The organism is Luteolibacter sp. Populi, assembly GCF_040801775.1.
Lineage (GTDB): Bacteria > Verrucomicrobiota > Verrucomicrobiia > Verrucomicrobiales > Akkermansiaceae > Haloferula.
In genome coordinates this window covers 3,170,483-3,190,219 of record NZ_CP161812.1, presented here as the reverse complement: position 1 = coordinate 3,190,219, position 19,737 = coordinate 3,170,483, and the positions used below count along the sequence as shown (strand labels likewise).

Here is a 19,737-nt window from a genome sequence, read left to right as displayed (position 1 = left end):
ATTTCCATGACGAATGCCTTCCGCACCCATTCGGGAGAGTTCCACACCACCCGATGGTCGATCGTCATCGGCGCCCAAGGGCATTCGGCGGCGGATGTGAATGCCTCGGTGGAGTCGCTCTACCGGCAATATCTTTCGCCACTCTATGCTTATGTGCGGCGGCGGGGATATTCGCCGCATGATGCGCAGGATCTGACCCACGACTTCTTCTCCCGCTTGCTGGAGAAAGGTTGGCTTTCGTCGGCCCAGCCGGATCGCGGACGCTTGAGGACCTTCCTGTTGATGGCGATGAAGCGGTTCCTCGCGAACGAGTGGGACCGCGCGAAAGCGGAGAAACGCGGCGGTGGCTCGCAATTGGTGAGCCTTCAATCCGAGGAAGGCGAGCGCTTGTTTTCAGCCAACGCCGCGGCGAGTTCGACCGTGCCGGATGAACTGCAGTTCGACCGGAACTGGGCGATGGTGCTCATGCAGACGACCTTGGATCACCTGCGGAGGGAGTATGAGAGAAGCACGCGGCCGGGTGACTTCGCGGTGCTGAAATCCTGCCTCACGGCGGAGCGCGGAGGCATCGATTATCCGGTGATCGCGCGCGAGTTGCAGCTGCTGCCAGCATCGGCGCGGAGTTTGGTGCACCGCTTCCGGAGACGCTTCCGGGAGATTTTCCGCGCGGAGGTGGCGGGCACGGTGTCCTCTCCTGAAGAGGTGGAGGATGAGATGCGGGCGCTGATCTTGACCCTGGGGCAACGATGAACGAAGCCGCCGGAAAGGGAGGATCCGTGGAGGCGGCCGGCGGCGCGGTTGCCGAATGCCCGCGCTGCGGCGCTCCGCTGGCGGGAGGCGTCGTGGACGGTTTGTGCGCGCGCTGCCTGGGGGCGCTGAACTTTGACACGTTCACGCGGATTGGCGGAGCAGCGGATGAGGAGCCGCATGCCGTCCCTACCGTGGAAGAGCTATCGGAATTTTTCCCGCAGCTGGACGTGCTGTCCCTGATCGGCCGCGGCGGAATGGGCGTGGTCTACAAGGCGCGGCAGAAATCCTTGCACCGGCACGTGGCGTTGAAGCTGCTCGCCCCGGAGCGGGCGGGCGATCCGATGTTCGCGCGGCGGTTCGCGAGCGAGGCCCGATCGCTCGCGGCGCTCAATCATCCGCACATCGTGGGCGTGCATGACTTCGGCGAGGCCGGCGGGTATTTCTATCTACTGATGGAATTCGTGGACGGGGTGAACCTGCGGCAATTGATCGAGAGCCGGCAGCTAAGCGCGGAAGAGGCCCTGGAGATCATCGCGCCCGTGTGTGATGCCCTGCAGGCGGCACATGATCGCGGGATCGTGCACCGCGACGTGAAGCCGGAGAATTTGCTCATCGATCGCAACGGGACGGTGAAGATCGCGGATTTCGGGATCGCGCGGATGATGGATGAGCCGGCCGTGGAGGGGGGACTCCAGGCGGTTTCGGATTATGCGGCGATGCCTACACTGGCCGTGGGAACGCCGGATTACGCCGCTCCGGAACAGCGTGTGTCAGCGCCGTGCGACCACCGCGTCGACATCTATTCCCTGGGCGTGGTGCTTTATGAAATCATCACGGGCCAGCGTCCGGGCAGCGGGCAGATCACGCCGCCGTCAAGGCGCGCGGTCGTGGATATGCGGATCGACGAGATCCTGCTGAAGGCGCTGCAGGAAGAGCCGGATCTGCGCTTCCGGACCGTCGCGGAATTCCGGGAGCGCCTCGAGGAGGTGCAGGAACAAATCGGGCGGAAGTCACCGGATCAGGAGCGCCGGACCTGGTGGGCGCGGAAACGCCCGCTGGCGGTCGTGACTTTCGCGGGCTTGATGGCGGCGGTGGTCGCGGCGGCGCTGGTGATCAAGGGTCAGCCCAACCATGAGGGAGGCCCTCCTTCGTCGGAAATGAGCGAAGAGCCGTTGTTGGAAATGGAGTCCTTGGAAAAGGCCTATCAGGCCTTTGAGGAGAACTTCGCCGCGTTGCAGGAGGCGCGGGGAATCCAGATCGTGGGCATGCCGGACGGCGGGAATGCCCCTCGGGAACAGCCGGAAGTGGTGAAGAAATTAGAAGCTCGCGACCGGCAACTGCGGGCGACAATCCTGCGGATGTCGAAGGGAAGAGACTAGGCTCTCCGTCAGGTTTGCTGATGGATCGCGATACGTCTGCCCAAGAGTGCGGCGGGCATCGCCGCTTTCGTGCGATCTGGATTGGAGATCGCCGCATAGCATTCGCCTCTGCGCCGCCCCCTGCTATCCCGCTTGAGCTGCGGATCTTCCTGAAGGTGGCGGAACGGTAGGCGGAATTCCAAAGGGGGAAAACGAAGGGATGGATTCGTGACGGCGTTCTCCGGCACGCAGCGCAGGAAAGCGGCGATGCCCGCCGCACTCCAAAGCGGCTGCGCCGCAAAGGGGGGACATCGATCCGCATCGGGAGCTTCCTCGAAGGGGCTTCAGCAAACCGGACGGCGAGCCAGAAATTAGCGCGATTTCAAAGGGAGAGGGCCTGAGCCTCACTTCGGGGCAAGGCAACTTCTGAGCACGGGCTCGAACCGATCCGCTTGGCGGACGAAGCCGAGGTCGCTGGGATGGGAGCCGTCGGTGGCGGCTTCGCTATCGTCGCCGAGGAGGTCGTCGCCGGGAAGGTGGTAGAGGCCGGTTACTCCTTCGGCTTTCAGGGTGTCTAGGCATTCGCGGAGGGCGCGGTGGTTGTCGTCATGGAGCTTGTTCCGGCGGGGCAGGATCCAGGCGTTGGTATTCCGGCGGTCCTCGACGAGGAGGATCGGCACATCCGGGCGGGCGGCGCGGAGTTGCTTGACGAGCGGGATGCATTTTTCCCGGACCGCGGCGGCATTCATGTTCGGCAGGCAATCGATCACGTAGACGGCGGCATCGATTTTCACGAGGAGTTCGCCGACCGCGGCATCCATGCGGCCATTGCCGGAGAAGCCGAGATTGATCACCGGCCGAGCGAGGCGGCGTCCGAGGATCGCGGTATGGGTCATGCCGGGGCGTGACGCGCTGGCACCCTGGGTAATGGAGGTGCCGTAGAAGACGACCGGCTTTTCGGCGCGCGGGGCGACGGGCTCGAACTTCGCTCCCGGAGGCAGGCCGATCTCCAGATTTTCGACGCCGTTGTAGAGCGGGAGATAGAGCATGTATTCGCGCATGCCGGGTGCCATGCCCTTGATGATCTCCTGGCGGACTTGCCCGGTGGTCGGTCGTGTGACTCCTACCCAGCGCCATTGCCCCTGTGGATCCCGGGCGTAGAGGTCGAGTCCGCTGGCTCCGATCGCGGTGAGGTTCGGCGGGGCGATGCGGGGCCTGCGGAGCGTGTAGTTCGCCCAGATTTCCGGGGCATCGGTTTTGAAGCGGGCCAGCATGCCGGAGGAATCCTGGCCGAGTTCCCAGACCTCCTTGGTGACCTTGCCGTCGGCCACGGCAGGCAGGCGATCGAACCAGTTCTTGCGCTCCATCCCACCGAAGGCCCGACCCTCGAGGCCCCATTCCTTCACGTTGTGCCAGGAGAGGGCGGGTGCCGGTGCCGGCTCTTTCTTAGCGGGTGCTTCGGCGGGCTTCGTTCCGGGCTCGGCAGCATGCAGGCCGAGGGCGGTAAGGCAAAAGGCGGCGGTGATCCATCGAAAGGCTTTCATTTCTGTTAGTGGCCCCTTGCGGCCATTCCTTTCAACTCGCCGCAGGTGACAAGACTTTCACGCTTCGCTTCAGGCTGACCCTGCGGAAGCAAACCTCGTCCCGCATGCGCTGGATCCTGCTGGCGGCGTAAAGCCCGCGCATGCTGTCGACGGCCGGATTGAGCAGGCCGAACGCCGATTTCCGGGAAGCCAGGCTGATCGACGGGGCGGACTGGCCCGCGTTAGCTGCTCTTGCGGATCTCACCGGGTGTCGAGCCCGTGACCCGCTTCATGAAGCGGCACAGCTCGTCGCCGCCGGAAAAGCCGCAGTGCTCGGAGAGTCGTTCGAGCGTCCAATCGGAGCGCTTGAGCAATTCCGCCACTTTCTCGGAGCGCACCCGGTCGATCTCCTGTTTCGGGGTGCGGCCTAGGGTTGCGTGGAAGCGTTGCCGGAGTTGTTCCCGGGAGGCTCCGACCTCGCGGCAGAGGATCCCGGTATCCACCGGCAGGTCGAGCGTGCGGGTGCGGATGAAGTTCATGGCCCGCGTCACCACCGGATCGGCAAGTTCCACCCGGCCCGTGGATTCGCGCACGCTGATGCCCGGCGGCGGGATCTGGATGCGCGTCTCGGGGTCGATCTTTTCACCATCCATCATCCGCTGCAGCAGGTTCGCGGCCGTGTGGCCGAACAGCTTTCCGGGGAAGCGGATGCTGGACATCGCCGGTGTGGTCGAGTGGCAGAAGACGATGTCGTCGCTCACGCCGAGCACCGGCACATCCTCGGGCACGCGGTGGCCCGCTTGCTTGAGCGCGCGGATCGCGACTACCGCCGCGATGTCGTCCTTGGCGAAGAGTCCGCAGGGCGCGTTGAGGCTGGCCATCAGCCGCCAGGCGATCTGTTCGTTTTGCCGCGCGCGGATCCGCGGGGCGAAGGTCGAGGAGGCGATCTCCAGCACGCGGCAATCGCGGCCTTCTTGCTTGAGACGGGTCCGGAAGCCCTCCAAGCGCTCCCAGGAATACTTGCGCGTGGGTTCGTGCAGGTAGGCGAACTCGCGCAGGCCGAGACCTAACAGATGCTCCGCGGCCATCCGGCCCGCTGCCAGATTATCCAGGGTCACGCGTGGGAAGACCGGACCCTTTGCGGGCTGCTCCACGCTGAGATTCACCACCTTGATGCCCTTCTTGCGCCAGGCCTTGGCCTCGGCGGGCGTGTAGCGGAAGACCAGCAGTCCGTCGCCCTCCCAGTGCTCGTCGATCAAGGCGGGATGGAGATCGCCGCCGCTCGGCTGGACGAATTCCATTTCGAAGGAATGGCCCTCGCGCAGGAAGTCGAGGATCCCGCCGTAGATGCGATTGCCGAAGCCCTGCGCCCAATCCACCAAGCGGACGCCCACCCGCCAGGTCTTGCGGAGCGGTTTGGGAGCGGGAGGATTCATGTGGCAATTCAGCGAGTTCCATTGGCGGAAAGCAAGGGCTGGAACCCGGGCGATTTGACGAGCTCGCGGCAGTGTCCTTGCGCTTTTGCCAACAATGTCACCATTCCTGCAATGGACCCGCCGCTTCCGGTGTCGCCATACTGGGTTCCTGAAAAGCTTGCGCCGAAGCGCCTGAAGCCGGCCTCCTGAATCCATGAAATCATCACAACTCCATGTCGTCATCGTCGGAGCGGGCATCGTCGGGCTGGCCCACGCTTGGGCGGCGGCCCGTGCCGGCTACCGGGTGACGGTCTTCGAGCGCTCGGACAAGGCCCGCGGGGCCTCCGTGAGAAACTTCGGCATGTGTTGGCCGATCGGGCAGCCGGCGGAATCTTTTCCGCTCGCCCTGCGCAGCCGCGAGTTGTGGGACGAATTCACACAGGCGACCGGTGCCTATGCCCGCCCGACCGGCAGCATGCACGTGGTCGCCCATGATGATGAGGCGGCGGTGCTCGAGGAGTTCGTGAATGCGGCACCGGATGCCGGTTTCCAAGTCGAACTGATGACCCGCAGCGAGGTCGAGGAACGCTGCCCGGGCGTGAGGCGCGGCGTGACCAAGGCCGGGATGTTCAGCCGCACTGAGATGAACGTCGACCCGCGAGAAGCGATGGCTTTGCTGCCGGGCTTCCTCGCCGAGAAGCACGGGGTGAAGATCCACTGGAATACGGTCGTGACGCGCGCGGGGGACGGCAAGCTCCACACGGCGAAGGGGGGAGTGCATGACTACGACGAAGCGCTGGTCTGCTCCGGCCACGATTTCGAATCGCTATTCCCGGAGATCTTCGCCGCCAGTCCGCTGAAGCCCTGCAAGCTGCAGATGCTGCGCACTGTGCCGCAACCCGGTGGCTGGAAGCTCGGCCCGATGCTGGCCAGCGGCCTGACCCTGCGGCAGTATGCCAGCTTCCTTTCCTGCCCCTCGCTCGCCGCGGTGAAGGCCCGCGTGGCCCGCGACATGCCGGAGCTGGATGCCTACGGCATTCACGTGATGGCCTCGCAGGACCGCTTCGGCGGGATCGTTCTGGGGGATTCCCACGAGTACGGCGGGTTCGAGATCTTCGACAAAGCGGAGATCGACAATCTGATGTTACGGGAGCTCCACAAGCTCTTCGATTTCCCGGATTGGACCATCGCCGAGCGCTGGCACGGGATCTATGCCAAGCACTTCGGCGACGTGGAATACCGCGTGGAGGCCGCGCCCGGCGTCCGCATCGCCGGCGGTACCAGCGGCTCGGGGATGACGATGTCCTTCGGGCTCGCCGAGCGGTACTTCGCCAATCGGGAGGCCGTCGCGTGAGCATTCCAAATGCACCGCTTGTTTCCCGAAGGAAACTTTATTTGCAATTTGTCACTTTAGTCGCCAGCATCGCGCCGCCTGACTTTTCCCGATTCCCATGAGCACCTTCGAGGCCAATGGCCGCACTTACCAGCTTCCCGTGCGGCCCGTTGCCGTGATCTGCATCGACGGCTGCGCTGACGAATACATCTCCGTCTCGATCGCTGCCGGCAGGATGCCGCACACCGAAGCGATGGTGAAGCGCGGCTACCGGGGCATGGTCCGCGGCGCGCTGCCTTCGTTCACCAACGTAAACAACTCCGCCATCGTCACCGGCATGCCGCCGGCGGTCACCGGCATCTGCGGGAACTTCTTCCTCAATCCCGAGACCGGCGAGGAAGTGATGATGAACGGGCCCGAGTTCCGCCGCTGCGGGACCCTTCTAACAGCCGCTGCCGATGCGGGTCGCAAGGTCGCCTTCATCACGGCGAAGGAGAAGCTCCGGACCGTGTTGGGGGATGGTATTGTCGAGCGCGGCGGAATCGTTTTCTCGTCCGAGAAGGTGAACGAAGCGAAGAAGGAAACGCACGGCGTGGACGATGCCGAGTCGATCATCGGCAAGCCCCGCCCCGAGATTTACTCGGGCGATGCCTCGGTCTATGTGCTGGAGGCGGGTGCCGCGCTGGTCGAGCAGGGGAGGGCGGATTTCCTCTACCTCTCGCTCACCGACTTCATGCAGCACAAGTATGCTCCCGAAGCCCCGGAGAGCCTTGATTTCCATGCCAAGCTCGATGAGCAGATCGGCCGCCTGCTGGCCGCCGGGTGCATCGTCGCCGCGACCGCGGATCACGGCATGAATGCCAAGAACAAGCCCGACGGCACGCCGAACGTGATCTACGTGGAAACCCTGCTCACGGAGACCTTCGGTTCCGGGATCCGGGTGATCTGCCCGATCACGGACCCCTATGTCGTCCATCACGGTGCGCTCGGTTCGCTGGTCATGGTTCACTTGGACGATCCTTCGAAAGCCGCGGAGATCGGCGATTTCCTGCTCCGGCAGGATGGCATCACCGAGGTCTACAATCGCGAGATGTCCGCGCTGAAGCTGGAACTCGCCCCCGATCGGATCGGCGATCTCACCGTGCTCTGCGGCCGCGACTACGTCGTTGGCAAGACCCCGCAGCATCACGATCTGAGCGTCCTAAAGGGCGGCCTGCGCTCCCACGGCGGTCGCTACGAGGAGATGGTTCCCTTGCTTCTCTCGGAACCGCTGGGTCCTGAATACGTCCGCAAGGCCCAGGGCGATCCGCGAAATTTCGATGTGTTCGATTTCGCCTGCAATGCCAGCCTCTGAGCTCAAGAGATTGCCCGCAATGTCCTGGTCACCCCTTCATCTTCCATCGTTCATCGCCGGCGAAGCCGTCACCAGCGGTCGCACGCTGGAGGTCCGCTATCCTTGGGATGATTCGCTCACCGGCACCGCGGCCCTGATCGGCCCGGAGCATCTCGAGCAGGCGATCTCGAAAGCGCTCGCCTTTCCGAATGAGTCGCTGACCCGCCGCGATCGCTACGAGATCCTGCGCAAGGCCGCCGCCCTCTTGGCCGAACGGCGCGATGAGTTTGCCGCGCTCATCACCCGCGAGACCGGACTCGCGATCCGCGAGGCCAAGTACGAGACCACGCGTAGTTCGGATGTCCTGGAATTCGCCGCGATGGAGTCCCTGCGCGATGACGGCCGGATCTTCTCCTGTGACATCACGCCGAACGGCCGCCCGCGCAAGGTCTTCACCTCGCGCTATCCGGTCCGCCTGGTCGCCGCGATCACGCCGTTCAACCATCCGCTCAATCAGGTCGTTCACAAGCTGGCCCCTGCCATCGCGGCGGGCGCTCCCGTGCTGCTGAAGCCCTCCGACCGGACTCCGCTCACCGCGCTGAAGTTCGCGGAGGTCCTCTACGAAGCAGGGCTGCCCGGGCCGATGCTTAGCCTCTTCGTCGGCGGCATCGATGACATCGTTACCCCGATGATCACCGACGACAGGGTGGAGATCGTCACCTTCACCGGCTCCGTCGAGATCGGGAAAAGCATCGCCCGCACTTGCGGCTACAAGCGCATCTGCCTTGAGCTCGGCGGCAATTCCCCGCTAATCATCCTGAACGACGCGGATCTTGATCTCGCCGTGAAGCTCGCCGCCGAGGGCTCCTTCCGGAACTCCGGCCAGCGCTGCACCGCGGTAAAGCGAATCCTCGTGCAGGAGGGCATCCTCGCGGAATTCACCGAACGCTTCGTGAAGCTTGTTCGCGAGGAATACCCCTGCGGTGACCCGGAGGATCCCGCCACGGTGGTCGGCACCGTCATCCACGCGCCCGCCGCGGCGGAACTCCAGCGCCGGGTGGACGCCGCCACCGCGATGGGTGCCAAGGTCCTGCATGGCGGGGGCCGGAGGGGTGCCTTGTTAGAGCCGACGATCATCGCCGATGTCCCGCGCGAGGCCGAGATGGTGGCATTGGAGAGCTTCGGTCCGCTGGCTCCGATCATCCCGATCCGCGACCTCGACGACGCGATCCAGTACTACAATTCCGGCCCCTTCGGCCTGAGTGGCAGTGTCGTCACGAATGATCTGTCGCTTGCCCTGAAAGCTTGTAAGGAATTGAAGGCTGGCACGACGAATGTTAACGAGGTTCCCGGCTACCGCTTGGAATTGACACCCTTCGGCGGCACCCGCGATTCAGGACTGGGGGTGAAGGAAGGCGTGATCGAGGCGATCAAGTTCTTCACCCACGAAAAAACCTGGTCGCTGCCTTGGTAATTCTTCCACCCCTTCATGATGCGGACCGGCTCTACTCCTGAGAATCCCTCCTCCGCTCCTGAAAGCCGCCCCGGCCTCCCGATTGCTTCCACCCTCGGTTTTCCCCCGCTCTCGCTGCAGGCGCGCATGGTGGTCCTCAGCTACCTGGCCTACTTCTTCTACTATTTCTCGCGGAAGCACCTGAGCGTGGCGACCGCCTCGCTGGCCGACGAGGGCTTCGATCTCAAGATGATCGGGGCGGTGAATTCCGCCTACGCCGTTTGCTACATGTTTGGCCAGTTTTTCAGCGGAGCGCTGGGGGATAGGAAGGGGCCGCGGATTGCGATCGTCACCGGCATGTGCCTGTCCGGGATTGCCACGGCGGCCTTCGGGTTCTTTCCCATCACCGCGGTGCTGGCCATCGGCTACACGCTCAATGGCCTCTTCCAATCCACCGGCTGGCCGAACTCCTGCAAAGTCGTCACCGCATGGGTGAGCGAGGCGCGGCGCGGCCGGGTGATGGGCTTCTGGCTCACCTGCTACATCATCGGCAGCATGGCGGCGACCTCGTTCGCCGGGCTGGTGCTTGCGAGCTATGGCTGGCGTGAAGTGTTCATCGCCGCGGGCGCGGTGGTGATCGTGATCGGAATCATCCAGGGGATCTTCCTGATCAATCGTCCGGAGGACCGCGGCTACTCGTTCGGGACCACGCCGGTGGAGGCGGCAGAGAAGGCCGGATCGCAGAGCGGCTTTCTCAAGATGCTTTCGAATCCTGCGATCCTGCTGCTGGGCTTCGCCTACTGTGGCCTCAAATACACACGCTACGCCTTGTTCATCTGGCTGCCATTCTACCTGGAGAAGGTGGTGGGCCTGCCCAAGTTTTCCTCCGCCATGACCTCGAATGCGTTCGAGGTGGGCGGCGTGGTGGGCCTGATCGGCGGGGGATTCGTTGCGGACCGCTTTTTCTCCAGGAATCGTTCGCGCCTCGCCCTCATCGCCTTGTTAGGAATGATCGCCGCGATCTTCGTCTATCGCGGGATCTCCCATGGCATGGCGGCCCCGGAGAGCATCCATGCCGTCCTTTGGGAAAATGTCATCCTGATCGGAGTGATCGGCTGCTTCCTCTACATCGCGGATGCCATCATCTCCGGAACAGCTCCGCAGGACATTGGCGGCGCCGACAATGCCGGGTCAGCCTGCGGCATCGTCAATGGCATCGGCTCGCTCGGGCAAATTTTGTCCGGGATCGTGCCCGTGATAATCTCCGAGCGCTACGGCTGGAATGCCGTCTTCAGCTCCTTCATTGCCGTGGGCATTGTTTCCTGCGTGATCGTGCTGCCCCTGGCCTTCAAGCCCGCGGTCGGGCGGGCTTGAAAGCCGCCGCGTGATCAATTCAAGAACTGCCGGATCGTCTCCTGCGCGTGCTTCAGATCCGCCTCCGGATCGGGCTTCTCCGCTTTCTCGATCTCCTCCGCCCGCTGGAAGTGGATCATGAAGAGCTGTTTCCCGTCGTAGGTGTCCTTCATCGAGAACGTATCGCGCTCCTTCAAGACCGCAGTCCATGTCTCGCGGACATCCTTCCAGTAGCCGTTGGTCTTCGCCCAATAGGCATTGAAGGCGGTCGCGAGATCGGGCGAGGTGATCTCCTCGTAGCGGTCCACGCCCAGCTCTTGGCCGACGTATTGGCGCGAGCCGTCCTTGTTCACTTGGAGTTTGCGATTGCTCTGCACGTGGACCCAACCGGTCGGCGTGACGGTGATTTCATCGGTGCCCTCCTGGACGTTGTAATCCTTGCGGATCGAGAACTCGCGGCGCGGCAGAGGGCGCGGCCGGACGTCGCTGCGCCACATCGACATGCCGCCGTCGTGGCTCCACTTTCCGGCGCTTTCGTAGCGGGGCGAGTCATCCACCTGGAAGACGGCCTGCGACCACTTGCCTGCGGGGTTTTCGGTTGGAACTTTTTTCCAGGTGAGGTCACCCTGATAGACCTGCAACTCCGGGTCCTGGTAGGTCCAGTCCTGCCGCCAGTGCTTCATCACGTGCGGGCCATCGGTCTCGCCCTTCTCGTTCTTGAAATACATGACCAGCGAATGCTGGAGCGAGATGAAGCCGCCGCGGTCTTCCAAGACACTCACGTTCTCGGTGCCCCAGGAAAAGTAGGGCCGGGTCGGCTTGAAATTCTCCACGAGCCCGGCGGTCTCGGTGAAATCGAAGCTCACGCGATAGCTTCCCGCGAGTGCCAGGATCGCGCGGCGATCCAGCTCGAATTTATCCAGGCCCGGCTGGTGGAGGCGCTTCCACGAGTCCTTGGCCTCCGTGCGCAGGGTGACCTCGGAGCCCTTGGTGCTACCCCCGCGCGGCTGCATCTCCTTCCAATCCATGAAGGGCCACGCGAAGACGTGGCCACCGGCCGGGGCAGGGGCTGGAGCTGCTGCAGCGGCGGGCGGCTGGGCTTGCTCCGCTTCCTTCTTGGGTTCCTCCTCCGCATACGCTTGGAATCCCAGAAGGGCCGCAAGCAGAGCTAGGTTTCGGATCGATTTCATGATCGTGTCAGTGGGGTTCGAGGAGGAAACGGGATCTACGTTGATTACCGGCTTCCATTACAACAAGCCCGGCGTTCTTCAACGGGATATGGCCCGGAGCGGCATCCCGCCATTTACAGGGCCCGCCGCCGCGGCCATCCTCCGCGCGTGAAACCATCCGATCTCACCCTGCTCGGCCGCTCGGAAAACCGCCTGCCGGCTAGCCCGGAAGAGGCGACCCTGGAGACTTTTCCCAATTGCCGGCCCGGTCGCCGCTTCTGGATCACCCTCGATTGCCCGGAATTTTCCTCCCTGTGCCCGGTCACCGGCCAGCCGGATACCGCGCACCTGGTGATCCGCTACGTCCCGGGCGAACGCTGCGTCGAAACGAAGTCCCTCAAATTCTACCTCGCGTCCTTCCGCAATCTCCCCGCCTTCAACGAGGAAATCGTCAACCGCGTGCTCGACGACCTGATGACGGCGATGAGCCCGCTGGAGATCGTGGTGAACGGCAAGTTCTCGCCCCGCGGCGGCATCCAGCTCACCGCCGAGGCCCGCTATCCCGAGGCATGAAAACTGTCGTGCTCCTCAGCGGCGGCATGGACTCCGTGACCGCCTTCCACGATGTCCGGCAGGATCACGAAGTGGTGGCCGCGTTGTCCTTCGATTACGGCTCGAAGCACAATCTCCGCGAGATCCCATTCGCGAGGCTCCACGCGGAGCGTGCCGGCGTGCCGCACCGCACGATCGATCTCGGCTTCATGAATGACTGCTTCGCTTCCGATCTTCTGAAGAGCGGCGGCGAGATCCCCGACGGCCACTATGCGGAGGAAAACATGAAGCGCACCGTGGTGCCCTTCCGCAATGGCATCATGCTCGCCGTGGCCTGCGGCTTCGCGGAAAGCGTGGAGGCGGAGGCTCTGGCGATCGCTTCCCACTCCGGCGATCACGCGATCTACCCCGACTGTCGCGAGCCCTTCATGCAGGGCATGGCCACGGCGATGGCCGAGGGCACCTACGCCCGCATCGCGCTCATGCGCCCCTTCATCGCCCTCGACAAAACCGCCATCGCCCGCCGCGGGATCGAACTGGGCATCGACTTCGCGGAGACTTGGTCTTGCTACAAGGGCGGCGAAATCCACTGCGGCACCTGCGGCACATGCGTGGAAAGGCGGGAAGCATTCCTCCTCGCCGGCATCCCTGACCCCACGGTCTATCTTGCCACTCCGGAGATTCCTCCGGCGCCCTGATCACTTCTTCACGGAGTAGCGCGCCGGGCCTTCGGAGGGCTTCGGGATGTGCATCATCTGGTCGTAGTCGCCTTCCTCGCAGCAGCGCACGAAGCCTTCCGCGTAGCTCTTCAGCTTGTCCCAGCACTCGCGGATGTCCTTGGCTTCCGTGGTGTTGATCGTGTGGTCGAGCGCGGCCAGCGAGATTTGCTGCAAAAGCGCGGAGAACTGGCCGATGATTTCGTTGGTGGCGGGCAGCACCTGGTAGCCCTTCTCGCAGTAGCTCTGCGGATTCCGCACGAAGTAGCCGCCGGTCTGCTGGCACAGCCATTCGATCACCCCCAGATCGCCGCTCAGCTCGACGATCTTGAGCAGCCGGTCCAGCGGATTGCGGCTGCCGCTGCCATCGTCACTCTGCTTTTCCGCCCACTTGTAAACAAGCGAGAGCGAGATTCCCAGGTCTGCGGCGACGGCCTTGGGGCTGGTCTTGGAGAATGCTCGGCGCAGCACTTCGTGGCTTTCCATGGGTCGGACCCTAGCAGGGTCTCCCTGCATGCAAATGCGAAATTGTAATGACTCACGCGGGTACCGATTCGGGGGCCGCCAGCGATGCCGCAGCGATGTCCTCGACCTCGGCGACCGACTCCACCCGCGCGAGCCGCTGGCGCAGCTCCTTCGCCCCCGGGAAGCCCTTGCAATAAGCCATCAGGCGGGCCCGCATCGCCATCATGGCATGCCGCTCCGCACCATATCTCGCACTTGTCACAGCCAGCCGGCAGTGCCGCAGGACCAACTCCCAGCGCTCCTCCAGAGGGACGCTTGTAAGGGTTTCCCCTGTCTTCAGGTAGTGTTTTGCCTCACGAAAGATCCACGGGTTCTGCATCGCGGCCCGGCCGATCATCACTCCGGAGACCGCGGTCTCCTGCTTGCGGCGGGCCAGGTCCTCGCCGCTGGCGATATCGCCGTTGCCGATCACGGGAATTTTCACCGCGCGCGCGCAGGCATCGATGACCTCCCAATTGGCATCCCCGGAATAGCTCTGCGAGCGCGTCCGACCGTGCACGGCGATCGCTTCCATGCCGCAATCTTCCAGAATCCGGCAGACTTCGACCGCGTTGATCGTTTTATCATCCCAGCCGATCCGCATCTTGGCGGTCACCGGCACTTCGCCGCCGACGCCGCGTTTCACGCCCGCCGCGACCGAGGCCAGGGCCGGGCAGTCCTTCAGGAGGGAGGAGCCGCCGTTCTTCGAGACCACCTTGTTCACGGGGCAGCCGAAATTGATGTCGATGAAGTCCGGGCGCTTCCAATCTATGATCTTTTTCGCGGCCTCACCCATCCGCTCGCCGTCGCCCCCGAAGAGCTGCACGCCGACCGGCCGCTGCTCATCGGTGAACTCCGTGTATTTCCGCGTCCTCTCGTCGGCCTGGATAATGCCCTCCGCCGAGACGAACTCGGTGACCATTACATCCGCGCCCAACTCCTTGCAGATCTGGCGGAAGACCACGTCCGTCACCCCGGCCATGGGAGCCAGATACAGGGGAAACGCGCCATTTTGGAACCACGGGAGCACGCGGCGGAGCATAAGTTCCAAGTAAGAAGTTCCAAGTGCCAAGAAATCCGCCGAATTGACGTGGGGTCAATGTGGACATATTTTGTCCACATGAAACGGGCGACCCTAAGGGATTTGCGGAATGACTTCGCCAAGCTCGAGACTTGGCTGGGGGAGGGGGAAGAGATCCAGATCGAGAAGCGCGGCAAACCGATCGCGATGCTGATGCCGATGAAGCTCACCCGCACGCAGGAATTCGTCATGCCGGACTTCGAGGCGCGGCGGAAAGCGATCTGGGGTGATCGCATGTTCAGCGAGGAAGAGGTGCGTGCCATGAAGGAGGCGGAACTCGAAGGCCAGGAAGGATGACCTGCTTCCCGGACACCTCGTTTCTCTGCTCTTTCTATCGGACCCAATTCAGCTCGGCCCGGGCGGATGCTTTTATGAAGGGGCTCGGTGGTCCCTTGCCGGTTTCGGGCTTTCTGATTTTGGAGTTCCGCCAATCGGTCCGTTTTCAGACGCTGCTTTTCAGTGTAGACCGGAACAAAGGTTATCCCGCCGTCGAAGGAAAGAGGATGCTTCGTGACCTGCAATCGGACCTTATCGGCGGAGCTCTAGAGGTGGTGGCGGTAGATTGGCCGGATGTGCACCGGATTGCGGAAGAGTTGAGTGCCAAGCACACGGCGCAGGGCGGTCACCGCTTGGCGGATATTCTTCACGTTGCCACGGCGCTTCATCTCGCCTCCCCGGTTTTCCTCACCTTTGATGGGAATCAGCGGAAGCTCGCCGAGGCGGAAGGGATGACCGTTCCCTTGTGAGGCGTTGATTCTTGCCCTCCCCGCTGCCAGGGCGTCTTCTAACGGTATGGGGAGTGCTCCGGGCATCACCTCGCACGCCGCCTTCCATGAAACGCATCGCTCTCCACTGGCAGATTCTCGCCGCGCTCCTTCTGGCCACGCTGACCGCCGCGGCCTTCCGCGGGATCTTCCCGGAGGGTGAGCAACCAGCTTTTATCAAGGGGGCTTTGGAGCTTTGCAAACTGATCGGCGACCTCTTCCTGCGCGCGCTGAAGATGATCATCGTGCCGCTGATCGTTACCTCGGTGGTCGGCGGGATCGCGGGGCTGAAGGATGCCGACGGCTTCGGCCGGCTGGGGCTCAAGACGATGGGCTTCTACATGTCCACCGGCTTGCTGGCGATCTTGCTTGGTCTTTTCCTGGTTACGATCATCCAGCCCGGCTACGGACCCGACGGCCTGCCGAACCAGCAGATCGCCGATGCCTTCGCCCACAAGACCGGCGTCACCGAAGGCGACATGGCGAAGGTGGCGGCAGCCTCCGGGAATGTGCCGGAAGGCAAGGGCATCTGGGCCAGCATCTCGGGGATCTTCCGCTCGATGCTGCCCGAAAACATCTTCGCCGCGGCTTCTTCGAATGAATCGGTACTGGGCGTGCTGGTCTTCAGCCTGATCTTCGCGGTGGCGGTCACGCGCCTGCCCCAGGACCAGAGCGTCCAACTCCGGGGATTCTTCATCGCGGCGTCGGAGGCGGTCGGCGTCATTGTCCACTGGATCATGGCCTTCGCGCCGATCGGCGTTTACGCGCTGATCCTGCCGGTGGTCTATCAGACGGGCTTCGGTCTCTTCGCGAATCTCGGGAAATACATCATCACCGTCATTTTGGCGCTGGCGATCCACTCCATGATCACGATGCCGTTGATCCTCGCCTTCATCGCGCGGGTCAATCCGCTCCGCCATTTCCGTGCCGTGAAGGAGGCGTTGATCATGGCATTCTCCACCTCGTCCTCCTCGGCGACGCTGCCGCTGACGATGGAGTGCGTCCGCGACAACGTCGGCGTCTCGCAACGGGTCACCTCCTTCACCCTGCCGATCGGCACCTCGATCAATACCGATGGCACCGCTCTCTACGAATGCGTCGCGGTGATGTTCGTCGCCCAGGTCATGGGGGTGCACATGGGCTTTGCCGAGATGTTCTTCGTGGTGGTGGCCGCCTTGCTCACGAGTGTCGGCATCGCCGGCGTGCCGCATGCGAGTCTCGTGGCGATCCTGCTCATCCTGAAAAACTCCGGCGTTCCCGGAGCGGAAGCCGCGGTCGGCGTGCTGCTGGCCGTGGACCGCTTCCTCGACATGAGCCGCACCGCCGTGAACGTCTTCGGGGATACCTGCGTGGCGGTGTTGGTGGCGCGCAGCGAGGGCGAGAAGCTGGCGATTCAAGAGTGAGCGGAAGCCAGGGTGCCATCCAGCTCTGTACAGGTCGGAAATCACGCCGCCTGTGGCTACCGGCTGAGGGCGATGCGGGGCATCGTTCCACCGTGAACGCGCTCATCCCTATTGCGGGCCTCTGGAAATGGATCATCGGCCGGCCTTGTGCCGGCACGGCCGTCTCCGTGATACGCTTGGAAAAGCGTGGCCTGGAACACCGTTCCCTACGCCTCGGCGGGAAGCTGCAGTGCGTGAAGGGAACGCTGTGGATCACCGTCGCCGGTGAGGGCCGTGATGTGATCCTACAGGAAGGCGCGATCTACGCCACGGACCGTAGTATCCGCGTGCTGATCGAGGCGCTGGAGGATTCGGTGGTCGGCCTTCGGCCAGATTGATGCGTCCGGGATGCCAGCCTGCCTATGCCGCCTGCCAGCGCCGCCGAAAACCATCCCTAGTTCCGACAAGTTACATGGGATTCGGGATGCGTGGACGGTCGATCCGGAAGCTTGCAAGGACCTCTTCATCGGTTACGCTCTTTTTCATGGCCGAGACCGCGAAAGAGCGTGCCGCGAAAAGGAAGGATTGGACCATCCAGACGGCGCATAGCTTTGAAGAGGCGGAAGCTCAGACTCGTGCGCATTGGCACGCCGCGACTTCTGAAGAGCGGTTTGAGGCAGCAGCACAAATTCGTTATATCGTGTATGGCAAAGCCGCAGCTACCTCCCGACTTCAAAGAGTTCTTGAAGTTGTTTCTCAAGCATGAGGTGCGGTTCCTCGTCGTGGGAGGGATGGCGGTAATTCATTATGGTCATCCTCGATTGACGCTCGACTTGGATTTGTGGGTCCAGCCTAGCGTTGAAAATGGCGAACGGATCATCCTGGCATTGAAGGATTTCGGATTTCCGAACCCCGATATCGACCCGGCTTATTTTGAGAAGGCAAATCAGATTCTCAGGATGGGTTTTAAACCCGTGGTAATCGAACTCTTCACAACCATTCCGGGCGTTTTTTTCGGCGACTGTTACCCCCGGCAATCCATTGTAAAATGGCAGGGCATGGAGGTGCCCTTCATTTCTCTCTCGGATTTGAAGGCCAATAAAGCAGCCAGCGGCAGGCATAAGGACCTCCAAGACTTGGAAGAACTTCCTTGAGCGGGACTTACCTCTCCACCCCGCCCACAAAGGTCCTCTCCACGCTGAAATCCCCGTTCAGCAGCACGAGGTCCGCATGGAATCCCCGCGCGATCTTGCCCACGTCCTTCAGACCCAGCGAGCGTGCCTGATTCCAGCCGGTCACCTTCACCAGTTCCGACAGCGGTAGCCGGGTAATCTCGACCAGATTCTTCAGTCCCTCGTTCGCCTTCAGTGCCGAGCCCGCCAGCGCGCCGCCCTCTTTCAAGCGTGCCACCCCGTCCCGCACCGTCACCGCCAGGCCGCCCAGCGTCGTCTCGCCATTGCCCATCCAGGATGCCGCCATCGAGTCCGTGATCATCATCAGCCGGTCGATCGGGATGGTTGTGAAGACCAGCCGCAGCATGTCCGGGGAAAGATGAATCCCGTCGGTGATCAATTCGATCATCAGGCGCTCGTCCATCATCCCCGCTCCCACCACCCCGATCTCGCGGTGGTGCAGCGGTGTCATCGCATTCCCGTAGTGGGTCAGGTGGGTCAGCCCGACATCGCAGGCTGCGAAAATCTGGGCCGCGGTGGCCGAGGTGTGCGCTGCCGAGCAGGCGATCCCCAGCGCCCGGCAACCCTCGATCAACTCCAGCGCCCCCGGCATCTCCGGTGCCAGCGAGACAATCGCCGCCGGCATGATCGCGTGCAAATCCTCGACCTCCGCGTAATCCGGCAGCCGCACGAATTGCGGGTTCTGCGCTCCGGCCCGCTCCTTGTTGATGAAGGGTCCCTCAACGTGCATCCCCGGGCAGCGGGTGAACAGATCCTGCTCGCGGAACTTGGCAATCTTTGCCGCGATCGATTTCAGGCGCTCCTTCGGCTGCGTCAGGGTCGTCGGCAGCCAGGTCGTCACGCCCTCCTCCAGCTTGCGGCGGCCGATGTGTGCCAAGGCCTCCAGCGAGTCGTCGCACACGTCGCAGCCGTCCGCGCCGTGGCTGTGGATGTCGATGAAACCCGGCATCAGGATCTGGCCGCTGCCATCGATCCGTTCCGCCGAGATCGGCAGGTTGTTGCCTTCGATCAGCGAGGCGATCCGGCCGTCTTCGATCAGGACGGCGGCCTGCGGTAGATCGAGGTCGGGCGAGACCAGCCGGACATTGGTGATGAGCTTGCGCATGTTAGAGCGGGAACGAAGAGCGGGGGCGGGCCGTTTTCTAGCGCCCCGCCCGCGGATTTGGCCAGCCGGGATTTTTGCGGAAACGCGCAGCCGCACTTGGCAGCGGCGCAGGGCCGGGTATGCGTGGGGCATGCTTCGCAAGCTCCTGAAACCGCTCGGCCTCGGCTCCTTCGTTTTCGCTCTCGCCGCCTGCGGCAGTGGTGGCACCGGCGCTTGGGAAAAGGCGACCGGCAGCCGCTTCGAAACGCTCCAGGATAGCTCCGACTTGCTCGGCGTGACGGTGCCCGTCCTGCGCGCCAAGGGCCTTGAGCAGGTCTGGGGTGCCCCCAAGATCAAGCGCGACGGCCAAGGTGGCTACCTGCTGACCTACTCCGATCCCAAGAAGTCCTTCACCCGTCTCATGATCCACGGCATGGCCGCGCCGCTGCCCCGCCTCTCGAAGCCGCCCAAATTCGGCGGCGAGCACATGGTCCAGGACACCCTGACCGGCTACGAGAAGGAGCAGGAGTGGCGGAAGGTCACCATCCTCGGTGAGGAAGTCCGCTGGTTCCAGGAATCCGCCTCGGGGGGCGCGGACGGTGCCTACTTCAGCACGGAAGGCTTCACACTCAAGGCGTCGGACGGGCGGAGAGGCCACTACCGCCTCGTCGCAGAGCACGGGGATACCGCGACCGCCGACGTCGCCCGCTGGTTCGGCAGCGTTTCCTTCTGAGCGGGTGTAAAAGTGTCACCAGAGAATAACTGACACGGGAA

21 protein-coding genes are annotated in these 19,737 nt (G+C 63.3%); 15 read left to right on the top strand and 6 right to left on the bottom strand.

The window, feature by feature from the left end; translation table 11 throughout:
• Nucleotides 1-6 precede the first annotated feature (6 nt).
• Nucleotides 7-750 (top strand): RNA polymerase sigma factor, encoded by a 744-nt coding sequence (locus tag ABWK72_RS12865; protein WP_367875202.1) that lies wholly within the window; start codon nucleotides 7-9, stop codon nucleotides 748-750.
• Entirely contained in the window at nucleotides 747-2,129 is a 1,383-nt protein-coding gene (locus tag ABWK72_RS12860) for a serine/threonine-protein kinase (protein WP_367875201.1), read from the top strand. Before ABWK72_RS12865 ends, ABWK72_RS12860 begins: the two co-directional genes overlap by 4 nt.
• A gap of 383 nt (nucleotides 2,130-2,512) precedes the next feature.
• Here ABWK72_RS12860 and ABWK72_RS12855 read toward each other — a convergent pair whose 3' ends face one another.
• Nucleotides 2,513-3,652 (bottom strand): SGNH/GDSL hydrolase family protein, encoded by a 1,140-nt coding sequence (locus tag ABWK72_RS12855; RefSeq protein ID WP_367875200.1) that lies wholly within the window; start codon nucleotides 3,650-3,652, stop codon nucleotides 2,513-2,515.
• A gap of 221 nt (nucleotides 3,653-3,873) precedes the next feature.
• Entirely contained in the window at nucleotides 3,874-5,067 is a 1,194-nt protein-coding gene (locus ABWK72_RS12850) for a XylR family transcriptional regulator (RefSeq protein WP_367875199.1), read from the bottom strand.
• Nucleotides 5,068-5,260: 193 nt separating this feature from the next.
• On the opposite strand from ABWK72_RS12850, the gene ABWK72_RS12845 reads away from it, so the two are divergent.
• The 4 genes from ABWK72_RS12845 to ABWK72_RS12830 all read left to right on the top strand — a co-directional run bounded on the left by ABWK72_RS12845 (nucleotide 5,261) and on the right by ABWK72_RS12830 (nucleotide 10,539).
• Nucleotides 5,261-6,400, top strand: coding sequence for a TIGR03364 family FAD-dependent oxidoreductase (locus tag ABWK72_RS12845; RefSeq protein WP_367875198.1), 1,140 nt, complete (start codon nucleotides 5,261-5,263; stop codon nucleotides 6,398-6,400).
• 97 nt (nucleotides 6,401-6,497) lie between these two features.
• Nucleotides 6,498-7,733 (top strand): phosphonoacetate hydrolase, encoded by a 1,236-nt coding sequence (gene phnA / locus ABWK72_RS12840; protein ID WP_367875197.1) that lies wholly within the window; start codon nucleotides 6,498-6,500, stop codon nucleotides 7,731-7,733.
• A gap of 19 nt (nucleotides 7,734-7,752) precedes the next feature.
• Nucleotides 7,753-9,186, top strand: coding sequence for an aldehyde dehydrogenase family protein (locus ABWK72_RS12835; protein WP_367875196.1), 1,434 nt, complete (start codon nucleotides 7,753-7,755; stop codon nucleotides 9,184-9,186).
• 15 nt (nucleotides 9,187-9,201) lie between these two features.
• The gene (locus ABWK72_RS12830) at nucleotides 9,202-10,539 is read left to right on the top strand and encodes an MFS transporter (protein WP_367875195.1); all 1,338 of its coding nucleotides are present in this window, start codon (nucleotides 9,202-9,204) and stop codon (nucleotides 10,537-10,539) included.
• A 14-nt stretch (nucleotides 10,540-10,553) separates the two neighbouring features.
• On the opposite strand, the gene ABWK72_RS12825 is transcribed toward ABWK72_RS12830, so the two are convergent.
• On the bottom strand, nucleotides 10,554-11,708 hold the full coding sequence (locus ABWK72_RS12825) for a DUF6607 family protein (RefSeq protein ID WP_367875194.1): 1,155 nt from the start codon (nucleotides 11,706-11,708) through the stop codon (nucleotides 10,554-10,556).
• A gap of 147 nt (nucleotides 11,709-11,855) precedes the next feature.
• On the opposite strand from ABWK72_RS12825, the gene queF reads away from it, so the two are divergent.
• Together queF and queC are read left to right on the top strand one after the other, a co-directional pair.
• Nucleotides 11,856-12,260, top strand: coding sequence for a preQ(1) synthase (gene queF / locus ABWK72_RS12820; protein ID WP_367875193.1), 405 nt, complete (start codon nucleotides 11,856-11,858; stop codon nucleotides 12,258-12,260).
• Nucleotides 12,257-12,937: a 7-cyano-7-deazaguanine synthase QueC gene (gene queC / locus ABWK72_RS12815; protein WP_367875192.1), complete on the top strand. Its 681-nt coding sequence runs from the start codon at nucleotides 12,257-12,259 to the stop codon at nucleotides 12,935-12,937. The genes queF and queC overlap by 4 nt, the downstream gene beginning before the upstream one ends.
• Here the strand turns inward: queC and ABWK72_RS12810 are convergent, their stop codons facing one another.
• Entirely contained in the window at nucleotides 12,938-13,441 is a 504-nt protein-coding gene (locus ABWK72_RS12810; RefSeq protein WP_367875191.1) for a hypothetical protein, read from the bottom strand.
• A 52-nt stretch (nucleotides 13,442-13,493) separates the two neighbouring features.
• A complete protein-coding gene (gene dusB / locus ABWK72_RS12805) occupies nucleotides 13,494-14,501 on the bottom strand; it encodes a tRNA dihydrouridine synthase DusB (RefSeq protein WP_367875190.1) in 1,008 nt (335 codons plus the stop codon).
• Between the two features lie 78 nt (nucleotides 14,502-14,579).
• Here dusB and ABWK72_RS12800 point away from each other — a divergent pair, with 78 nt between their 5' ends.
• From ABWK72_RS12800 to ABWK72_RS12775, 6 genes are all read left to right on the top strand, one after another.
• Nucleotides 14,580-14,837 carry a type II toxin-antitoxin system Phd/YefM family antitoxin gene (locus ABWK72_RS12800; protein ID WP_367875189.1) on the top strand — a complete coding sequence of 86 codons (258 nt, stop codon included), beginning with the start codon at nucleotides 14,580-14,582 and terminating at the stop codon, nucleotides 14,835-14,837.
• Nucleotides 14,834-15,286, top strand: coding sequence for a type II toxin-antitoxin system VapC family toxin (locus ABWK72_RS12795; RefSeq protein WP_367875188.1), 453 nt, complete (start codon nucleotides 14,834-14,836; stop codon nucleotides 15,284-15,286). Before ABWK72_RS12800 ends, ABWK72_RS12795 begins: the two co-directional genes overlap by 4 nt.
• Before the next feature lie 86 nt (nucleotides 15,287-15,372).
• Complete coding sequence (locus ABWK72_RS12790) at nucleotides 15,373-16,707, top strand: dicarboxylate/amino acid:cation symporter (protein WP_367875187.1); 1,335 nt, start codon at nucleotides 15,373-15,375, stop codon at nucleotides 16,705-16,707.
• A 92-nt stretch (nucleotides 16,708-16,799) separates the two neighbouring features.
• On the top strand, nucleotides 16,800-17,084 hold the full coding sequence (locus ABWK72_RS12785) for a DUF2917 domain-containing protein (protein ID WP_367875186.1): 285 nt from the start codon (nucleotides 16,800-16,802) through the stop codon (nucleotides 17,082-17,084).
• 146 nt (nucleotides 17,085-17,230) lie between these two features.
• Nucleotides 17,231-17,452: a hypothetical protein gene (locus tag ABWK72_RS12780; RefSeq protein WP_367875185.1), complete on the top strand. Its 222-nt coding sequence runs from the start codon at nucleotides 17,231-17,233 to the stop codon at nucleotides 17,450-17,452.
• Nucleotides 17,430-17,840 carry a hypothetical protein gene (locus ABWK72_RS12775; protein WP_367875184.1) on the top strand — a complete coding sequence of 137 codons (411 nt, stop codon included), beginning with the start codon at nucleotides 17,430-17,432 and terminating at the stop codon, nucleotides 17,838-17,840. Before ABWK72_RS12780 ends, ABWK72_RS12775 begins: the two co-directional genes overlap by 23 nt.
• A gap of 7 nt (nucleotides 17,841-17,847) precedes the next feature.
• Here ABWK72_RS12775 and nagA read toward each other — a convergent pair whose 3' ends face one another.
• The gene (nagA, locus tag ABWK72_RS12770; RefSeq protein WP_367875183.1) at nucleotides 17,848-18,984 is read right to left on the bottom strand and encodes an N-acetylglucosamine-6-phosphate deacetylase; all 1,137 of its coding nucleotides are present in this window, start codon (nucleotides 18,982-18,984) and stop codon (nucleotides 17,848-17,850) included.
• Nucleotides 18,985-19,114: 130 nt separating this feature from the next.
• On the opposite strand from nagA, the gene ABWK72_RS12765 reads away from it, so the two are divergent.
• Entirely contained in the window at nucleotides 19,115-19,696 is a 582-nt protein-coding gene (locus tag ABWK72_RS12765; protein ID WP_367875182.1) for a hypothetical protein, read from the top strand.
• Nucleotides 19,697-19,737 lie beyond the last annotated feature (41 nt).